Raw genomic sequence first — 18,835 nt, 5'->3', positions numbered from 1 at the left:
ACTTGATCAAGTGACTACCAGGATCATATTTACGGGAAGGCACGCCCTCCCTGATCCACAGGTCTTGATCATTCCTCCCGCCGTCGACCGGGCGTCGACCTCCAAGCTGGGTGCGTTGGCCGTCGACTGTGTCACCAGCTGCGAAACCCGGTTGGTCGTGCTCGACGACCTGCACTTCGTGGACTTCAAGCATCGCAACGGCATCGAGGTGTCCAACCACCTCAAGGGTCTGGCCAACGAGATGGCGGCGACGTTCGTCTACGTCGGAGTTCAGCTCGCCGAGAAGCGGTTCTTCGATGAAGGGCAGCTCGGGGAACAGGCCGCCTACGCGCAGACCAGCCGCCGTGCCACCCGCTGCCCGGTCGTCCCGTTCGCGGTCGATACCGATCCGGGGCTGCGGAGTTGGATCACCTGCTCCGCACGTTGGAGGGGCACATCAAGTTGGCCGACGCCCACGAGGGGATGCTCGTCGAGCAGGCGAAGGTGTTGCACCGGCGCACACAGGGCCGGATAGCGTCGCTGACCAACCTCATCGACCGCGTCTGCTACCTGGCGATCGCCTCCGGCACCGAGACGATCACCCCGGAGTTGATCGCCGCGACCACCATCGACAATGCCGGCGAATCCGCCGCCCGCACGGCCTGACCCCACACCTTCCACCGCGCCCCCGGCGGCGCGGCTGAGGCCGAGCCGGACTGCATCTGGCAGAGGCAATGGGCGCACCCGTTGCTTCCGATCCGCCTGCGGCACCGACTGCGGTTGCAGACCCGGTGTCCCGGTTGCGGGCAGGTGCCATTCTCCGACACCACCTGGCTCGGCAGCCACGGCCCGCCATGGCACTGCCCCCAACGGTGTCCGCGCGAGAGCGCCGATCGGAAGGTGCGTCCGTTCTGCCGGCACGACTTGCGCGACGCCACCGTAATCGAGGCCAACGACGACCTGTGCACGGCCCAGCGGTATCTGACCGCGCTGGCCGAGGCCACCGACATCGACGATCCCACCTCCCGATACGACAGGACGGCCGCGACGACCCGATTCGAGGCCTTCTGCGACCTCGCCGCCGACAAAGTCGGCATCGAGGCCCTCGTCACCCTCGGCGCCCATCAGGAGCGTCAGCAAATCCGATGAGCACAGGACAGTCCACCCAGTTCGTGGCTGACCCGAAGTTGAAGTTGGTATTCCCAATTTTGTGTCCCAAGGACACGCGGACGGTAATGCTGCTCAACGCCTGCGATACCCGCAACGCTGCGGGCCGGACCGCCCGCAACACAGATCCCGCCCGCCCCGTTTTGGTCGTTCTTGGAATAGTCGTTCAGCGGCTCTCCGCGTTTGAGCGGGGCGTGTGCTGATTTCATGCTGCTGGTCTCTGCCCTCGGGTGAGGGCGATGTGGACCATGATGCGCCTTCGGTAGTTGTCCATGTTGGTGAAGCCGCATCCGACACGCTTGGTTTGCTTGATGATCCGGTTGAAGCCCTCGGTGCGGGCGTTGGTCACGTCCTCGGTGAGCGCGACGAGCACCGCTGGCCACCAGGTGTCGATCGTGGTCGCCAGGCGGCTGGTTTCCTCCATGTCGGCGCGGGCGGTGGCGTCGTAGAAGTCGTACAGCCTGCGCCGGATCTGGTGCGGCTGGTGTTCGGCCAGCAGCAGGCGCAGGCGTTCCTTGACGGCATGCGCGGCGGCCGTGCAGTTGCCGGGTGATCCGTTGACGGACCTGGGTGACCATGAGGTTGGCGAGGGCGACGAGATGCCACTTGTCGACTGCGATCCGCGCGTCCGGCAGGGCGGTGCGGATCCCGGATCGACAGGTACAACAGCGCCCGCCCGCACACCCGCCTCGGCAACGCCCCACCCGCCGAGTACGAGGCAGCGCACTGCGCTGAGCCCACCAAGTCATCGCGACCGGCAATGACACCTGCATAGACGTGGCATCAACGCGTAGATGTTTCAGTTTCTTCTGTGCTGGGGCTGTGTCAGGTGCTGGACCGGGTGTAGGCAGCGGCGCGCACCACATCGTCGTCCTCCAGGCCAGCTCCTAGTGCTCCGCCCACGGTGGCCAGGCTGGCGGTGAGCCAGCTGATCTTCGCGTAGTCCAAAGCGTTCACTGGGTGACCGGCGACACCGGCCAGTACCTGCTCGTCGATGAGCAGCAGCGCGCCGACCCAGGACAGGATGAATAAGCCGAGGTAGAACACCACAACCCCGATGGCCACGGTCGCGGTGGTGGCCAAATTGAACAGGATCACCTGCTCACGTTGGGCTCGCCGCCGTGGGCGCTCCCACAAGTCGGCTCCCAGGATCAGGGTGGCACTCACCGCCCCGATCGCCATCACCGCCAGCAGGACCAGGCGCACCGGCCCGTAGGCCATGGCCAGTACCCATAGGTCCGAGGCCACCAATGTCAGCATGCCGGTGGCCGCTGCCACGACCATCGCCCGGGAGAGCCGGGCCACGAAGGCCCAAGGCTGGTTGGCGCGGATCATGCCCAGCAGCAACCGCACGTTGCCGCTCAGCACTCGGGCCGTGAACTGCACGACGTTGTCGTCCGGGCGTTCGTCGAGATCGGTGGACAGCTGGTGGGCTCTTCGAGCAAGATCCCGCTGGGCGTTGAGGTCTTCGGCGTCGTAGCCCAGGAGCTGCCCGACCACGTGCACGGTGGTCTCTTGCACCTTCTGCCGCACGTGCACGGCTCCCAGGGTTGGGACGGAGACCAGTCCTACCCCGTGCACGGGGCTGAGCTGGGTGAGCACCCGACGTCGGCCGGTCTTCAGGGGGATCTCGGTGAGCACCACGGCCAAATCCCAGTTCTCCTCCAGCACGCGGTTTCGGGCCGCCTCCAGCAGGTCCAAGGTCTCGGTGGGTGGATCGACCAGCCGGTCTTCGGCCATCTTCAGTTGCCAGCGCACTCCCGGATACCGCTGCACCAAAATCTTGCGCACCGAGGTGGTGACCTCGGGGCCGAGCATCGCACTCAGGGATGGTGAGACCACCAGGCCGATGAGCAGCTCGGCATCGGAAAGGGGTTCGGCAGGATCGGCGGTGGATCGGCAACGCTTAGCAGTCACCGCTCCATGGTGAGGCAACCACGGGCCGATTGCCACTGGCTCGATGGAGCCCCAAGGTTTCGTGCAGCACCGCGGGCCGGATTCGGTGGTCGCCTCGATCCCGGAGAGAGCGGTGCTGCTCACTGCGAAATCCTCTCCCCGCCGACGCCGCCAGCGCGAAGACATCACAGCCAGCGGGCCCGGGACCTGCCGGTGTCGAGGACGGCTTCTCGATGATGCTGCAGTGACGGATCGGTTGAAGTGCTTCGGCGGTGTGGGAGCAGTGATCAGCGTGGGGCCGGTCGATTCCGTTCGGACAGGTGATGCATCGACTGCCCAGCGGCAGGTGCGGTACTGATGCGGGGGTACCCGGTGCAGGGGTGTCAAGGCCCAGCTCCGAAGACGGCAAGCCGGGCACGTGAAAGGCGAATTATGGCCCGCCGCAACCCGAGCGGGAAGGCATGTGTGGCACGAGGCGCCGAAGACGGGCCGGGCGTTTACTGCAGAGATAAATGGCTCTCCGCGTTTGAGCGGGGCGTGTGCTGATTTCATGCTGCTGGTCTCTGCCCTCGGGTGAGGGCGATGTGGACCATGATGCGCCTTCGGTAGTTGTCCATGTTGGTGAAGCCGCATCCGACACGCTTGGTTTGCTTGATGATCCGGTTGAAGCCCTCGGTGCGGGCGTTGGTCACGTCCTCGGTGAGCGCGACGAGCACCGCTGGCCACCAGGTGTCGATCGTGGTCGCCAGGCGGCTGGTTTCCTCCATGTCGGCGCGGGCGGTGGCGTCGTAGAAGTCGTACAGCCTGCGCCGGATCTGGTGCGGCTGGTGTTCGGCCAGCAGCAGGCGCAGGCGTTCCTTGACGGCATGCGCGGCGGCCGTGCAGTTGCCGGGTGATCCGTTGACGGACCTGGGTGACCATGAGGTTGGCGAGGGCGACGAGATGCCACTTGTCGACTGCGATCCGCGCGTCCGGCAGGGCGGTGCGGATCCCGCCCGCGTACGGCGCGGACGGGTCGATCACGACCAGGTCGATGCCGGCCCGGAACGCGGGTGTCTGCAGCGCGAGCCAGTCGATCACGCACGCCCCGGAGCGTCCCGGGGGCAGCCCGAGAAGGTGCCCGGGCAGGGTGGGGTCGGCGTTGACGAACGAGGTCATCCACGGGTTCGACCGTGTCCAGCCGGCCTCTTCGAGCACCCAGCGCACCGACCGGGCGCGGGTCTCGTCGATGCCGAGCACGCGGGTGGGTTCCGGCTCGGGCAGCCACTGGTTGGCCAGTGCGATGAGCGCCCGGTGCGCGGTCGACCACGCCACCTGGTACTCGCTAGCGACCTCGCTGACGGCGCGGTTGCCCGACGCGATCGCCGAACCGATCTTCTCTCGTAGCCGGGTCGTGAGCCGCGACCGTGCCGGCACAGCGCGGGACTGCTGCGTGAATGTCGCTGTCCCACAGGCCGGTTCGCGGCACACCAAGCGCCGTTTGAGCCACCACAGATCGGTTCTTTGGCCGGAGGCAGGCAAGTCCTTGACTCGAACCAGTGGCCGCTCCTTGATCCTTGAGGTGAGCACCCCGCACTCGGGGCAGGCGCCCTCCGGGTCGATGACCTCGATGACGACACGCACCGTGTCGGCATCGATTCGTTCGAGCTGCAGGACGGTGAACTCGTCCTCCAGCCCGAGCAGCACTGACGTACCCTCGTTCATGCTCGTGGCCTCGCTGTTGTCGCGTTGTGAGAGACCAACAGCATGTCGGGGCCACGAGCCCCATTCAACTACCGGGCACCCCGCTCAAGCGCGAAGAGCCCGTTCAGCTGGCGGGGTGGTCTGTCACTGTGACCGAGATCTGCTGGGTCTCGCCACCGCGGAGCACGGTCAAATCGACTCGATCGCCCGGGTCGAGGGCACGGAGCGCCGCGATGAAGTCCTCCGCCGACTCGATGTCGTGGCCGTTGACCGCGGTGATGACATCGCCCGGCCGGATACCCGCCGTCGCAGCCGGACCGAGCGGGACGACCTCGAGGACGACGGCACCGCTGGTGCGGTCGACTGCCAGTTGTTCGGCGATCTGCGGGCTCAGCGTGCCGGGCTGAATGCCGACGTACGCATGCTGGGCAGTTCCCGAGGCCAGCAGTTGGTCTGCGACGTCGACGACATTCGCCGCGGGGATGGCGAAGCCCAGAGCCACCGCACCCGCCGACGGGGGAATGTAGGCCTGGCTCATCCCCACGACCCGCCCTTGTCCGTCGATCAGGGCACCCCCGGAGTTACCCGGCGAGATCGCGGCGTCGGTCTGGATCAGGTCGACTAGCGGCGCCCCGGTGGAAGCCGACCCGGGGATCTGACGGTGCAATCCTGAGATGATGCCCGAGGTGACCGTGGCCTCGAACCCCAGCGGACTGCCCACGACTACGGCGAGCGCGCCGACCTCTGGCAACGCTGTCTCGAACGTCGCCGCAGTCAGATCCGTGCGGTCCGCTTGAAGGACCGCGACGTCGGTCACACGATCGACGGCCCGCACGTTCGCGGACACCTGTTGCCCGTCCGCGAAGGCCACACTCACCTGCCGGGCACCCTCGACCACGTGGGCGTTGGTGACGACGGTGCCGTCGGTCTTGTAGACGATGCCGCTGCCCACACCGGACCCGGTAAGCACGGTGACGACCGAGGCCTCCACCTGCCGGACCAGTGCCGGCAGGTCTACGGCAGGTCCCGCTGAGGGCGTCAGGTGGTGGGAGCCGATGCGCCGCATCCCGCGAGGAGGAGGACCACGATCGCGACCAGCGGCACCCAGATCGAGGAACGTACGGTCGACGGTACGCGCATCAGCCACCGCCTCCGTGAGGAATCGGTCTCCTACTTGCACCTGCCGCGAGCGGGCCCACCCGATCAACATACCCCCGGCGGCGCCCGAGACCGGTCACCGAACCGCTTCGATGCACCCAGGCAACCGGCATCGACGAACGGCAGCGCGCATGCTCCACCACTGAGAGCCAAGATGCTTCCTATCTTGTTGCGCTACCAACTTTTTCATACAATTCTAATCTGGAACGTCTCCGATTCGGTTGCCGCCCAGTGGAATCCGGTGGGCATGGCTCCAGTGGATGGATAAACCGACCGTTTGGAAAATGGATTTCTCCCGCCGGTTCTCTCGGCGCCAGGAACTTGTCGTTCCGCCATCGAGCACCTGCTCCTGTACGTGAGCATGAAGGAACGGCTATTGCCAGCGTGTCAGCGACTGTACTGTCATTGCGGAATTCGCTTCCCGCTTTCGACTTGTGCGGGCCTTGCCACTCACCGCGTCGGCTGCGAAGATGACTGGATCGGGAGTTCTACTCGTGGACGCACCGGAGTAGTGGCCGGTACCCGGAGTTGCGTGTACCGGTCGCCTCGAGCGGGTTCCGGCGGACATCTATGCCCAGGGCAGGTATGGACGCCATTGCGCCTCTATTGTCGACGCCCGATAGGCGAATTTGCGTCGGCCCCCGACAAGGGTTAGCATCATTTCAGTGATTGCAAGCCAGGACTGTCGATAGGCGAATTGTGTTGACCGCCCGAAGGCGGATGAAGAACTCGCATTGCGGTTGGGCCGTTCGTGAGCCCAACCGGTTGTCCGAAGGCCGGGCCGTACCGGTACGCACAGGCTCGGCGAAACCCCACAACATCGACGCCGAGGGGGCGGGATGTCAGAGTCCAGTGGCGGAACCTCCGCCGTAAGTCCACACCCACCTGCTCGCCAGGTGATTGCGACATTCGACACCTATGCCGACGCCGAGAGCGCCGTCGACTACCTCTCCGACCAGCATTTCACGGTAGACAAACTGGCCATCGTCGGTCGCGACATCGAGCTGGTCGAGCAGATCGTCGGCCGATTGAACTACGGCTGGGCCGCTCTGCGCGGCGCCGCCGCGGGCGCGCTGACGGGTGCGCTGTTCGGCTGGATCTTCGGGTTACTCGATTGGGTCCAGCCGCTGCTCACGGGCCTCGCGCTCGCCTTCTACGGGTTGGTATTCGGCGCCGTTGTCGGCGCTCTGCTCGGCCTGCTCATGTATGCGCTGCAGGGCGGCCGGCGCGACTTCACCTCAATCCAGTCATTACAACCACGTCACTACGAAGTCCTCGCCGATGTCGAGGTCGCGGACGAAGCCGTCCGCTTGCTCACCGGCCGGACCGATCGAAAGGAATGAGTCATGGCGACTGCTGTGGGTATAGACCTGGGCACCACCAACTCGGTCATCGCAAGCTGGCAAGGCGGCGAGCCGGTGGTGATCTCCAATGTCGAGGGTGCGCGGACGACGCCGTCGGTGGTGGCGTTCACCGATAGCGGCGAGCGCCTGGTGGGTCAGCTGGCCCGACGGCAGGCGATCTTGAATCCGAAGGGCACGATCTACTCGGCGAAACGCTTCATCGGACGTCATTACGACGAGATCTCCGAGGAGGCCAAAGCGGTCAGCTTCGACGTCGTGCCGGGTGACAACGGTGAGGCACGATTCGACGTGCGGGGAAAGAAGTACGCGCCGGAGGAGATCAGTGCCCTCGTGCTGCGCAAGCTCGTAGATGACGCGAGCAAGTTCCTCGGTGAGAAGGTGAAGGAAGCGGTCATCACCGTTCCGGCCTATTTCAATGACGCGCAGCGCAACGCCACCAAAGACGCCGGCCGGATCGCGGGCCTCGAGGTCCTGCGGATCATCAACGAGCCGACCGCGGCGGCACTGGCGTACGGCATGGACAAGCAGACCCACGAGACCGTACTGGTCTTCGACCTCGGCGGCGGCACCTTCGATGTGAGTCTGCTCGATGTCGGCGAGGGAGTAGTCGAGGTTCGCTCGACGGCCGGCGACTCCCACCTCGGCGGAGACGACTTCGACCGACGCCTGGTGGACTACCTTGCCGACGAATTCCAGAGCGCGGAGAACATCGATCTGCGCAAGGATGCGCAGGCATTGCAACGCCTCTTCGAGGCCGCGGAGAAGGCCAAGGTCGAGTTGTCCTCGGTAACTCAAGCCCAGGTCAACTTGCCCTTCGTCACCGCAGACGCGAACGGTCCCAAACACCTCACCACCACGATCATGCGATCGAAGTTCGAGGATCTGACGGCAGATCTGGTGGAACGCTGCCTCGGTCCGGTAAAGCAGGCGATGAGCGACGCCAAGGTCACCGCCAACGACATCGACGAGGTGATCCTGGTCGGTGGTTCGACACGCATTCCGGCGGTACAGGCACTCGTTCGCCGGCTCACCGGCGGTAAGGACCCCCACATGGGCGTCAACCCGGACGAGGTCGTGGCGCTCGGTGCCGCAGTCCAGGCGGGCGTGCTCAAAGGTGAGGTCTCCGACGTACTGTTGCTCGACGTCACCCCGCTGTCCCTCGGCGTCGAGACGCAGGGCGGGGTGATGACCAAGATCATCGAGCGCAATACGACGATCCCGGCCCGGCGCAGCGAAGTGTTCTCCACGGCGGAAGACAATCAGTCCGCCGTGGACGTCGTGGTGCTGCAGGGCGAACGCGAACGGGCCGCCGACAACCGGGTGCTGGGCCGGTTCCGGCTGGAAGACATCCGACCTGCGCCACGTGGCGAGGCCCAGGTCGAAGTCACTTTCGATATCGACGCTAACGGCATCCTCAACGTCACCGCCCGCGACAAGGACACCGGCAAGGAGCAGAGCATCACGATCAGTGAGCAGGGCAACCTGGACCAGAGTGAGGTCGAGCGCATGCTTGCGGAGGCCGAACGGAACCGGGGTGAGGACGAGGAGCTGCGCAAGGCGGTCGACGCACGCAACGCGCTCGATTCGGTTGCCTACCAGGTGGAACGGCGACTCGCCGAACTCGGTGACAGTGCGCCCCCGCACGACAAGGCGCGTGCCGAGATGCTGATCGCCGACGCCAGGAAGGCTGTGAAAGACGGTGCTTCACCCTCGGAGATAGAGCCCCTGACCTCGGAGCTGCAGCAGCTGCTCTACGGGCTCGCGCCGGTCCAAGCCGGCGGCGGCGACGGACACCAGGCCGGCGGCGCAGAGGCTGCGTCGTCGGATGATGACGACGTGATCGACGCCGAGTTCGATCGGAGCTGAGGCACTTGATGGAGAGGTCTGCTGATCATTCGACGACCGAGCAGGCTACCGACGGTACCGACGGGGATCAGACCGAGACGGCGCCTGATCGCACCGACACGGGGGCCGAGTTGGCTCAACTCGAGGACCGCTGGCGCAGGGCCCTCGCAGATCTGGACAACCTGCGCAAGCGGTATGCCAAGGATCTGGATCGTGAACGCGCCGCGGAGGTGGCGAAGGTTTCCGCGGCGTGGCTGCCGGTACTGGACAATTTGGAGCTTGCGCTGGCCCATGCGGGCAGCGATCCTCAGGCCGTCGTAGAGGGTGTGAAGGCGATCCGGGATCAGGCGGTGCAGGTGCTGTCACGGTTCGGCTTCGAGCGCCACGACGAGGTCGGTGTGCCGTTCTCTCCGGAGCTCCATGAAGTGGTCAGTGTGGTGGCCCAACCCGACCTTCCCTCCGGGACCGTGGTCGAGGTCTTGCGCCCGGGCTATGGAGAGGACGGGCGGCAGTTGCGTCCCGCCGCGGTGGTCGTCAGCCGCCCCGAGGGGTGAGCACCGATGGCGCGTGACTACTACGAAGTGCTCGGGGTTTCTCGGGGCGCCGGCACCGACGAAATCCAGCAGGCCTACCGCAAGTTGGCCCGCAAGTATCACCCCGACGTGAACAAGGACCCCACTGCGGAGGACAGGTTCAAGGAGGCCAACGAGGCCTACCAGGTGTTGTCCGACCCGGACACCCGGAAACGCTACGACCGATTCGGTGACGACTTCCGGCGTGTGCCCGAGGACTACGACGAACGGGTCCGGGCAAGCGCCGGTGGGTACGGCGGCGGGTTCGGCGGCGGCGGGTACGGCGGTGGGGGCGGGGGCAGAAGGGTGCACTTCGGTCGCGGTGTCGGTGGCGAGGGCGGCGTCGACTTCGAGGACCTCTTCGGGCAGATGTTCGGCGGCGGTGGCGGGTACGGGCCGATTCCCGGCGCCGATCAGGAAGCGGAACTGGAACTGACCCTGGAAGAAGCGTATCGGGGCGGCAAACGCACTCTCCGTCTGGACGGACGGCAGTACGACGTCGACATTCCGGTCGGTGTCCTGGACGGCCAGCGAATCCGGCTGGCCGGGCAAGGGGGCCGGGGCAACGGCGACGCGCCGCCCGGGGATCTGTACCTCGTGGTGCGGATCAGACCGCACCCCCGGTTCCGCGTCCAGGGCCGGGACATCTACGTCGACCTGCCCGTCTCCCCCTGGGAAGCAGCCCTCGGCGCGACGGTCGCCGTTCCCACTCCCGGTGGCGAGGCGAAAGTCAAAGTGGTGCCGGGCTCGTCGACAGGTAGGAAGCTGCGCCTGCGCGGAGAAGGCATGCCCAATCCGCGGGGCGCCAACGGCAACCTTTACGCCGAAATCAAGGTGATGGTGCCGCCGAAACCGACAGCACGCGAACGCGAGCTGTTCGAACAGTTGGCCGCCGAATCGAACTTCGATCCGAGGAAACAGCCATGAGCACCCCGACCCCGGGCACCCAGTACATATTGGTTCGCCGTACCGGAATGTCGCTGGATGTCTTCGCCGAACGTACCGGGCTGCACCCCGACCTGGCACGAAAGCTTGTGGCTCTCGGCCTGATCGACGCACGCCGCGACCCCGGCGGCGAAATATTGTTCGAACCGTCAGCAGTGGCCCACGCTGCCCGCATCCAACGGCTGCGGACGGGTCTAGGCCTGAACTACTCGGCAATCGGGCTCGTGCTCGATCTGCTGGATCGAATCGAGAAACTCGAAGCAGCGTCCCGCAGAAGGAGGACACCCCCATGGACACCGGCAGCCTGACTGAAAAGTCACGAGAAGCCCTGCAGGAAGCCCAGAACGTCGTGACCAGAATGGGTCACACCGAGGTCGACGGAGAGCACCTGCTGCTCGCGTTGGTCGATCAGCAGGAAGGGTTGGTACCCCGACTGCTCGAGCAGGCCGGCGCGAACGTCGATGCCCTACGCTCCGATCTGGAACGTGAACTGTCGCGTAGGCCGAAGGTCAGCGGCCCCGGCGCGACACCCGGTCAGGTGACGATCACCCAGCGCCTGGCCAAACTGCTCGACGCCGCGGAACGAGAGGCAAAGCGACTCAAGGATTCCTACGTGTCGGTGGAGCATCTCGTGATGGCCCTCTCCGAGGAGGGGTCGACCAGTGCGGCCGGACGGGTTCTCACCAGTCATGGGGTCACACGAGACGCCTTCCTCACGGCGCTGACGAAAGTGCGCGGCAATCAGCGCGTCACCTCGGCCACCCCGGAAGGGGCGTACGAGGCGCTCGAGAAGTACGGACGCGACCTCGTCTCCGAGGGGCGGGCAGGCAAACTCGATCCGGTCATCGGCCGAGATGCCGAGATCCGCAGGGTAACGCAGATCCTGAGCCGGAAGACGAAGAACAATCCGGTGCTGATCGGCGACCCCGGCGTCGGTAAGACCGCGATCGTCGAGGGCCTCGCCCAGCGGATCGTCCGCGGCGACGTGCCCGAGGGCCTACGCGACAAAACGATCTTCTCGCTCGACATGGGTTCCCTGGTGGCCGGCGCGAAGTACCGCGGCGAGTTCGAGGAACGGCTGCAGGCGGTGCTGTCCGAGGTGAAAGCGGCCGAGGGGCGCATCCTGTTGTTCGTCGACGAGTTACACACCGTCGTCGGCGCAGGATCGGTCGGCGGCGAGGGATCTCTCGACGCCGGCAACATGCTCAAACCGATGCTCGCCCGCGGCGAACTGCACATGATCGGTGCCACCACTCTCGACGAGTATCGCAAGCACATCGAATCCGATGCAGCATTGGAGCGTCGATTCCAGACCGTTCTCGTCGACGAGCCCAGTGTCGAGGATGCAATCTCGATTCTGCGCGGACTTCGAGAACGCCTCGAGGTGTTTCACGGCGTGAAGATTCAGGACGGCGCACTGGTGGCCGCCGTGACCCTCTCGCACCGGTACATCACCGACCGTTTCCTTCCGGACAAGGCGATCGATCTGGTAGACGAGGCGTGCGCGCGGCTACGAACCGAAATCGATTCGATGCCCGCCGAACTCGACGAGCTCACCCGGAAGGTGACCCGGCTGGAGATCGAGGAGGCCGCGCTGTCCAAGGAAACGGACGCGGCCAGCAAGGCGCGTCTCGAGGAGTTGCGTAAGGAGCTGGCCGATCTGCGGGCCGAGGCCGACGCCCGGCACGCTCAGTGGGAGGCGGAGCGCCAAGCGATCCGTCGGGTGCAGGAGCTGCGGGGAGAGCTGGAACGATTGCGACACGAGGCCGAGGAGGCCGAACGCAATTACGACCTCAATCGGGCCGCCGAGCTGCGATACGGCGAGATCACCGAACTCGAACGCAAACTCAAGGCGGCGGAGGAGCAATTGGCTACCAGGCAAGGCCGGAATCCGTTGCTGCGCGAGGTGGTCACCGAAGACGAGATCGCAGAGATCGTGGCCGCATGGACGGGTATCCCGGTCGCTCGACTGCAGGAAGGCGAGCGGGAGAAGCTGTTGAAGCTCGACGAGATCCTGCACGAGCGGGTCGTCGGTCAGGACGAGGCTGTGCAACTGGTCGCAGACGCGGTGATCCGGGCGAGGTCCGGCATCCGTGATCCGCGCCGGCCGATCGGTTCGTTCATCTTCCTGGGACCGACAGGTGTGGGGAAGACCGAGCTCGCGAAGACGTTGGCCAGTGCGCTCTTCGACAGCGAAGACAACATGGTGCGCCTGGATATGAGCGAGTACCAGGAGCGGCACACGGTGAGTAGGCTCATCGGTGCGCCCCCCGGGTACGTCGGGTATGACGAGGGGGGTCAGCTCACCGAGGCGGTGCGTCGCAAGCCGTACTCCGTGGTGCTCTTCGACGAGATCGAGAAGGCCCATGCCGACGTCTTCAATACCCTGCTGCAGGTGCTCGATGACGGCCGGATCACCGATTCTCAAGGCAGGCAGGTCGATTTCCGGAACACGGTGATCATCATGACCTCGAACATCGGATCCCAGCATCTGCTCGAGGGAGTCACAGCGGACGGCGAGATCAAGCCGGACGCCCGGGAGCGTGTGCTGGCGGAACTGCGCGGGCACTTCCGTCCCGAGTTCCTCAACCGGGTCGACGACATCGTGTTGTTCACCCCGCTCACGCTGCCCCAGATCGAGCACATCGTCGAGCTACAACTCACCGATCTTCGGAACAGATTGTCGGAGCGCCAGATACACCTGGATATCACGCCGGAAGCACGCCGGCTCATCGCCGAACACGGTTTCGACCCGGTCTACGGTGCGCGGCCGCTGCGGCGGTATATCGCCCATGAGGTCGAAACCAAGATCGGTCGTGCGCTGTTGCGCGGCGAAATCGAACCGGGCGGCACCATCAGTGTCACGGTCGATGACGGCGAACTGTCCGTCGCATATACGGAACCCGCCATCGCGGCCTGAGAAGAGGTGTCGTCATGGGATCCGACAAGGTGAAGTGCCCACACTGCGGCAAGGTCAACAAGGTACCGGCGGCCGGGGACGGGAGACCCCGCTGCGGGAACTGCCACGAGCCGCTGCCCTGGATCGCCTCGGCAGGGGACGGCGACTTCGCGGAGGTCGCCGAGAAATCCTCGGTGCCTGTACTCGTTGACCTCTGGGCGACGTGGTGCGCTCCGTGCCGCATGGTCAGCCCCGCGCTCGAGCAGCTCGCCACAGAACGCGCAGGTCAGATCAAGCTCGTCAAGGTTGACGTGGACGCTGCGCCCCAGACGGCCGAACGGTTCACCGTCCGCGCCGTACCGACGCTGCTGGTGATGGACCGAGGTGAGGTACTCGCTCGTCAGGCGGGCGCAGCTCCGGTACCCCAGCTGCGCACGTGGCTCGATCAGGCGCTCTCGGAAAATGCAGGCAAGGAGGCGAAGCCATGACCTCGGTCCATGCCGACCCGCACGTGACCGCGATCCGGGCCGTGGTGCCCCGCACTCCACAAGGTTGCGAGGAATGTCTTCGCCTCGGCACCCCGTGGGTACATCTGAGGCTGTGCCTGACGTGCGGACACGTCGGTTGCTGCGACTCCTCGCCGGGCAAGCACGCGAGCGCACACGCTCACACCATCGGCCATCCGATCGTCCAGTCGATGGAACCCGGTGAAGATTGGCGCTGGTGTTATGTCGACCAGAACTTCGTCTGAGGACGCCCCACGCCTGGGCGACGGTCAGCTCGTCGACGACGAGACCCCGGATACAGTCGGAGCATTCCCGCGGCTGACGGACGACCAGATCACGACGCTCGAGACCGGAGGCACACGTCGATCGGTTCACGCCGGCGAGGTGCTGATCCGAGCGGGCACCCGCAGCAGCGACTTCTTCGTCGTCCTCACCGGCAAGGTCGCGATCATCGACGAGGGCGCCGAGGACGGCGAACGCCGGATACTGCGCCTGCACGGTCCGGGCCGATTCCTGGGCGAGCTCGGACTGCTGGAAGGCCAGGTGGCGTTCTTCACCGCCGAAGCGATCGAGAACGGCGAGGTGCTCGTCGTCCCAGCCGAGCGGGTGCGCGAGCTCGTCGCCCACGACCTCGTGCTCAGCGACCTGATCCTGCGCGCCTACCTGATCCGCCGGCACCTACTGATCGGGCTCGGCGCGGGGTTCCGGATCATCGGCTCCTGCTATTCCCCGGACACGTTGCGGCTTCGCGAATTCGCGATGCCGCAACCGGCTGCCCCACAAATGGATCGATCTGGAGCAAGACGAACGGGCGGAGCAGCTGCTGCAAAGCCTGGGTGTCGCCCCAGAGGACACTCCCGTCGTGATCTGGCACGGCGAGAAAGTGCTGCGCAATCCGACGAACCCCGAACTCGCCCGCATCGTCGGGCTCCCGGTCCCGGACTCGGTCCCGGACGCAGCGAAGGACGTGTGCGACCTCGTCGTCGTAGGTGCCGGACCGGCGGGTCTGGCCGCGTCCGTGTACGGCGCCTCGGACGGGTTGAACACGGTGACACTGGAGTCGATCGCCGCCGGCGGCCAAGCCAGTACCTCCTCCCGGATCGAGAACTACCTGGGCTTCCCGGCAGGGGTCTCCGGCGCCGAATTGGCGGAGCGCGCCATAATCCAGGCCGGGAAATTCGGCGCCCGCCTCCTGGTGTCGGCGGACGTCGCCGGCCTCGGCTCCGAGGCCGGGCACCATGTGCTCCGGCTGGCGGACGGCGGCGAGATCCGCGCCCGGGCGGTCGTGCTCGCCACCGGGGCGCGATATCGCAAGTTGGAGGTTTCGGGAATCGAGGCCCGCTGTCGGTGAAGGAGCGATGGCGGTACGACAAATCCATGAATACTTCGAAAGGAGCTGACGACATGCCAGTGGTGGGCACCGTCAAATTCCAGCGGTTCTTCCGGGCAGCGGCCGGACTACAGGTCGACCGGAACGACCTCAAGCGCTATACGGATTTCATCGACGACAAGATCTACGACCTGATCCTGATCGGCAAGACCTCGGCCAAAGCAAACCTGCGGGACGTGATCGAACCGTGGGACCTGCCGATCACCAAGGGGCTGCAGGAGAGCATCCACCGGTTCGAGAAGCTGGACGAGGAGATCGAACTACAACCTCTGCTCGACCAACTGGCGGCCCGGCCATCCTTGGACGTGGCTCTCTCCGAGGAGACCGAGCAACGACTGCCGCTGATCGCCGGAGGCCTGAGCGTGGCGCTGGCGCATACCTTCGTCACGGTCGAGCCGGACCGCAAGAACCCCGGGACCGCCGAATGGAGCGTCGCCTTCGACATCTTCCACCTACTGCTCTGACCCCGGGCGGCTGCCGGGGGCGACAGAGATCGATTTCCCACCCCACTGCGACGTCGGCGACTACACCGTCACCCAAATCGCAAACGTGCAGGACGTGTGCGGGTCCATCTCGGCCTTGGCCGTAGCGGGAAGTCCAGCTAGAGCGCACGCCTGAGAAGCGAGCGGGAGTGAGACGCAGTGCCTGGTGCGAGAGAAATTGGGGCGGATTCAGAGCAGGTGTTCGGTGGGGAGCCGCAGCGGGTCGGCAGCTTCCGATTCTTCCTCGACGGTCAGCGGTGGGAATGGTCCGACGCCGTCGCCCAGATGCACGGCTACCGGCCCGGGGACGTCACGCCGACCACCGAACTGCTGCTGTCCCACAAGCATCCCGAGGATCACCGGCGCGTCGCCCGCGTCCTCGAACGGATGATCAGTGACGCCGAACCGTTCAGCAGCAAACACCGCATCATCGACACCGCCGGCAAAGTTCACCTCGTCGTGGTCGTCGGCGACCTCTTGCACGACGACACAGACGCCGTGATCGGGACCACCGGCTTCTACATGACATCACCCAGTCCTACCGCAGCGATGTCAAGGAGTCGGTCGACGCGGCGGTCGCCGAACTCGCCGAGTCGCGGGCGGTAATCGAACAGGCCACGGGCGCACTGATGCTGGTCTACGGGATACCCGCCGACCGCGCCTTCGACGTTCTCACCTGGTGTTCCCAGCAGACCAACACCCGACTTCGCACGATCGCCGAACAACTCGTCACCGGATTCGTCGAGTGCGAACCCGCTGCGGACCTACGGACCCGGTTCGACCACCTTCTGCTCACCGCCCACCAGCGAACCCGGCAACAGGGCTGAGTGAGTGACAGTCCCGCGGGGTGTAGGGAGTCAAACGAAACCTGGACCGGGCTGCCGACCGGTCGAGCACCCGATCTGGCACCCGCGCATCCGGGGACGGCTGGGTCGCGCGCGCTGCGCCGGCAATGATCATCCCGCCTCGTTCGACGGTTGTCGCGTCTGCTCGATGCGTTGCCGCTGCCGGACCCCGTACGCCGCCTCCCTGACGGCGGCGTCGTCCTCGAGACCCGACCCGAGCGCCCCACCGATGGTCGCGATGGACGCCAGTAGCCAGGCGAGGGTGAGGTAGTCGGAAAAATTCACCCCGTGCCCGAGAATGCGGGACAGCAGTTCCGGGGGAAGAGTCAGACACGCGGTGAACAGCAGCAGGCCGAACAAAGCCACGTGGAGGACGATCACGCCGATGACCAGGGTGACGACGGTGGCGGTGTTGTACAGAACCGAACGATCGCGCTCCTCCGGCGACTTCGGTCGTTCCCACAGTTCGTGTTCGACGAGCAGCCAGAGAATCATCGCCACGATCGACAGGACCGTCGCCGCACTCATCCGCCATGGGCCCATCGTGTCGGCGAACAACCAGATCGTGTTGGTGGCCAGTGCGATCGCACCCGTGGCGAAGGCGCCGACGAGCACCTTCGACAGTCCGGTGACCAGTCGCCACGGCCGGTTGGCCCGCACCATCCCCGACAGCAGTCGCAGTCGCCGCAGTCCCGAGGGCGCCAAGTATCGGATGCCGTCCTTGATCTGCACACACGGGTACCGTCGCGCCGCGCCGGGAGGCATGAGTTCGGGTTCACCGAGAACGCGGGCGAGCGCGAGTTCGGTGACGGTGCGGATGCGGCGCTCGATCCGGACGCCGCCCACACCGGCGACCGAGATGGGTGCGAATCTGTGGTCGACGCTGACGTCGGCCACCACCGGCAGGGTGTCCTCCCGGCGCGGCAGATCGGTGAGATACACGACGATGTCTTCCTGTTCGGAGGACGGATCGACCGTGTCGATGACATCGGTGAAATCGGCTTGCTCGTCCGGCAGGTACGGTTTGCGGCGCACACAGGTCGTCCACCGGCGCTCGGGCCGGTCAGGGCTTTGCAGGCGTTCCGGCAGGTAGTCGGCGATGCGTTCGGCAAGAGCCGCTGGTTCGCCCGGATCCGCGATCAGCAGCACCGAAACCTGCTCACCCGCGGCACCGGAGTGCCCCGCCTGCAGATGCTCGTTCGCCGTCACCGCCTTCGCGTACCCGCCCGGTGTGTCCCCGAACTCCAGGCTGTGGGTGCGAGTCGATCACAGCGCCCGCCACGGATATCGGCTGCCAGTCCGTGTCCGGTAGACACCCCGCAGCGTCTGAGGATGCACCGCGGACACGACCACAACCCGCGGGATCTGGTCCGCTCGGTGCACCCCGCTGATCGATCCATTAGGGGCAAACGGGCCAATGACTGGGCATCGATCTCCTTACGGGATAGCGACCAGGCTGAGGATTCTGACAAGTTCGTGGGAATAAGGCACTGACACGACGGCGAGAACCTGCAGGTCGGAGATCCGCGAAGTGACACCGATCCGCGGAACCTACATTTTTGTATGTCGAGATGCAGCGGAGATGAGCGAGATGGGCGGGGCAGATAAACTGGGCCGACCACAGCTTTATAAGGCTTCTGAGCTGCGGTTTCCCGGAATGAAACCTTCACCGGCTCTCGTCTCACCGAGTCTCTGTCAGTCTGTAGCGGCGTGTCCTGTCAATCTTCACTGCATCTCGACACCCGACAGCCGGAAGAATCCGCACCATGAGCGTTCCCGATGCGTCTGGTGGTGGTGCTTTTCCTGTTATCTGCCGACCATTCGCCCCGCCGGGGTGTGTCAATGGAGCGCCGGGGAGAAGTCGCCGCGAAACAAGCGGCGCCGAGCGGGAGCGAGGCGACAGCGCGTGGCGAGTTGTTGCCGAAAGCGGATTTGACGCGGTCCGGTTGGGCGCCATGATAATTCGGCAGGGCAGGCAAAGCCCGGGGTTGCGGTCGTGTTGATCCGTAACGCACGAAGGATGCTGGTACGGATGCCGTTTCGACGCCAGGGGAGGGCGGGAGGTGTGATCGACTCGCACCCACAGCCTGGAGTTCGGGGACAC

At 65.6% G+C, this 18,835-nt stretch carries 16 protein-coding genes and 4 pseudogenes; 15 read left to right on the top strand and 5 right to left on the bottom strand.

Annotation, left to right across the window (positions count from 1 at the left end; genetic code table 11):
* The 3 genes from A5766_RS17320 to A5766_RS17315 form a co-directional block, all read left to right on the top strand.
* Positions 1-514 (top strand): TniB family NTP-binding protein (locus A5766_RS17320; protein ID WP_231894702.1); only part of this gene is annotated, 514 nt, incomplete at its 5' end.
* Positions 487-645: a hypothetical protein gene (locus tag A5766_RS25145; protein ID WP_231894701.1), complete on the top strand. Its 159-nt coding sequence runs from the start codon at positions 487-489 to the stop codon at positions 643-645. The genes A5766_RS17320 and A5766_RS25145, both read left to right, overlap by 28 nt.
* A gap of 144 nt (positions 646-789) precedes the next feature.
* On the top strand, positions 790-1,128 hold the full coding sequence (locus A5766_RS17315; protein ID WP_064870063.1) for a hypothetical protein: 339 nt from the start codon (positions 790-792) through the stop codon (positions 1,126-1,128).
* A gap of 223 nt (positions 1,129-1,351) precedes the next feature.
* Here the strand turns inward: A5766_RS17315 and A5766_RS24045 are convergent.
* The 4 genes and pseudogenes from A5766_RS24045 to A5766_RS17285 all read right to left on the bottom strand — a co-directional run bounded on the left by A5766_RS24045 (position 1,352) and on the right by A5766_RS17285 (position 5,872).
* Positions 1,352-1,895: pseudogene (locus tag A5766_RS24045) on the bottom strand (ISL3 family transposase).
* 76 nt (positions 1,896-1,971) lie between these two features.
* Positions 1,972-3,063, bottom strand: coding sequence for a hypothetical protein (locus A5766_RS25140; protein WP_064905677.1), 1,092 nt, complete (start codon positions 3,061-3,063; stop codon positions 1,972-1,974).
* Positions 3,064-3,590: 527 nt separating this feature from the next.
* A pseudogene (locus A5766_RS25560) lies at positions 3,591-4,746 on the bottom strand (transposase).
* Positions 4,747-4,849: 103 nt separating this feature from the next.
* Complete coding sequence (locus tag A5766_RS17285) at positions 4,850-5,872, bottom strand: S1C family serine protease (protein ID WP_231894699.1); 1,023 nt, start codon at positions 5,870-5,872, stop codon at positions 4,850-4,852.
* A gap of 850 nt (positions 5,873-6,722) precedes the next feature.
* Here A5766_RS17285 and A5766_RS17280 point away from each other — a divergent pair.
* The 12 genes and pseudogenes from A5766_RS17280 to A5766_RS17230 all read left to right on the top strand — a co-directional run bounded on the left by A5766_RS17280 (position 6,723) and on the right by A5766_RS17230 (position 16,713).
* Positions 6,723-7,226, top strand: a complete 504-nt coding sequence (locus A5766_RS17280) for a general stress protein (protein WP_005203454.1) — start codon at positions 6,723-6,725, stop codon at positions 7,224-7,226.
* Positions 7,227-7,229: 3 nt separating this feature from the next.
* Complete coding sequence (gene dnaK, locus A5766_RS17275) at positions 7,230-9,113, top strand: molecular chaperone DnaK (protein ID WP_064870065.1); 1,884 nt, start codon at positions 7,230-7,232, stop codon at positions 9,111-9,113.
* A gap of 8 nt (positions 9,114-9,121) precedes the next feature.
* Positions 9,122-9,646 carry a nucleotide exchange factor GrpE gene (locus A5766_RS17270; RefSeq protein WP_005203457.1) on the top strand — a complete coding sequence of 175 codons (525 nt, stop codon included), beginning with the start codon at positions 9,122-9,124 and terminating at the stop codon, positions 9,644-9,646.
* 6 nt (positions 9,647-9,652) lie between these two features.
* On the top strand, positions 9,653-10,591 hold the full coding sequence (locus A5766_RS17265; protein ID WP_005203458.1) for a DnaJ C-terminal domain-containing protein: 939 nt from the start codon (positions 9,653-9,655) through the stop codon (positions 10,589-10,591).
* The gene (locus A5766_RS17260; protein ID WP_005203459.1) at positions 10,588-10,917 is read left to right on the top strand and encodes a chaperone modulator CbpM; all 330 of its coding nucleotides are present in this window, start codon (positions 10,588-10,590) and stop codon (positions 10,915-10,917) included. The genes A5766_RS17265 and A5766_RS17260 overlap by 4 nt, the downstream gene beginning before the upstream one ends.
* Positions 10,899-13,529: an ATP-dependent chaperone ClpB gene (gene clpB, locus A5766_RS17255; protein ID WP_064905671.1), complete on the top strand. Its 2,631-nt coding sequence runs from the start codon at positions 10,899-10,901 to the stop codon at positions 13,527-13,529. The genes A5766_RS17260 and clpB overlap by 19 nt, the downstream gene beginning before the upstream one ends.
* 14 nt (positions 13,530-13,543) lie before the next feature.
* On the top strand, positions 13,544-13,996 hold the full coding sequence (gene trxA, locus A5766_RS17250; RefSeq protein WP_012836059.1) for a thioredoxin: 453 nt from the start codon (positions 13,544-13,546) through the stop codon (positions 13,994-13,996).
* Entirely contained in the window at positions 13,993-14,259 is a 267-nt protein-coding gene (locus tag A5766_RS17245; protein ID WP_005180064.1) for a UBP-type zinc finger domain-containing protein, read from the top strand. Before trxA ends, A5766_RS17245 begins: the two co-directional genes overlap by 4 nt.
* Positions 14,237-14,581, top strand: a pseudogene (locus tag A5766_RS25555) (Crp/Fnr family transcriptional regulator); the annotation flags it as partial. The gene A5766_RS17245 and the pseudogene A5766_RS25555, both read left to right, overlap by 23 nt.
* A 295-nt stretch (positions 14,582-14,876) precedes the next feature.
* On the top strand, positions 14,877-15,365 hold the full coding sequence (locus A5766_RS25550) for an FAD-dependent oxidoreductase (RefSeq protein WP_231894703.1): 489 nt from the start codon (positions 14,877-14,879) through the stop codon (positions 15,363-15,365).
* 53 nt (positions 15,366-15,418) lie between these two features.
* Positions 15,419-15,868, top strand: coding sequence for a DUF1931 family protein (locus A5766_RS17235; protein ID WP_005203465.1), 450 nt, complete (start codon positions 15,419-15,421; stop codon positions 15,866-15,868).
* A gap of 195 nt (positions 15,869-16,063) precedes the next feature.
* Positions 16,064-16,713 (top strand): annotated as a pseudogene (locus tag A5766_RS17230) (PAS and ANTAR domain-containing protein).
* Positions 16,714-16,842: 129 nt separating this feature from the next.
* On the opposite strand, the gene A5766_RS17225 reads toward A5766_RS17230, so the two are convergent.
* Positions 16,843-17,940 carry a hypothetical protein gene (locus A5766_RS17225; RefSeq protein WP_005203470.1) on the bottom strand — a complete coding sequence of 366 codons (1,098 nt, stop codon included), beginning with the start codon at positions 17,938-17,940 and terminating at the stop codon, positions 16,843-16,845.
* Between the last annotated feature and the right edge of the window lie 895 nt (positions 17,941-18,835).

It is taken from the genome of Gordonia sp. 852002-51296_SCH5728562-b (genome assembly GCF_001665475.1).
In the GTDB taxonomy this organism is placed as follows: Bacteria; Actinomycetota; Actinomycetes; order Mycobacteriales; family Mycobacteriaceae; genus Gordonia; species Gordonia sputi.
The sequence above is the reverse complement of the archived record's forward strand: the minus strand, read 5'-3'. Positions and strand labels throughout refer to the sequence as shown.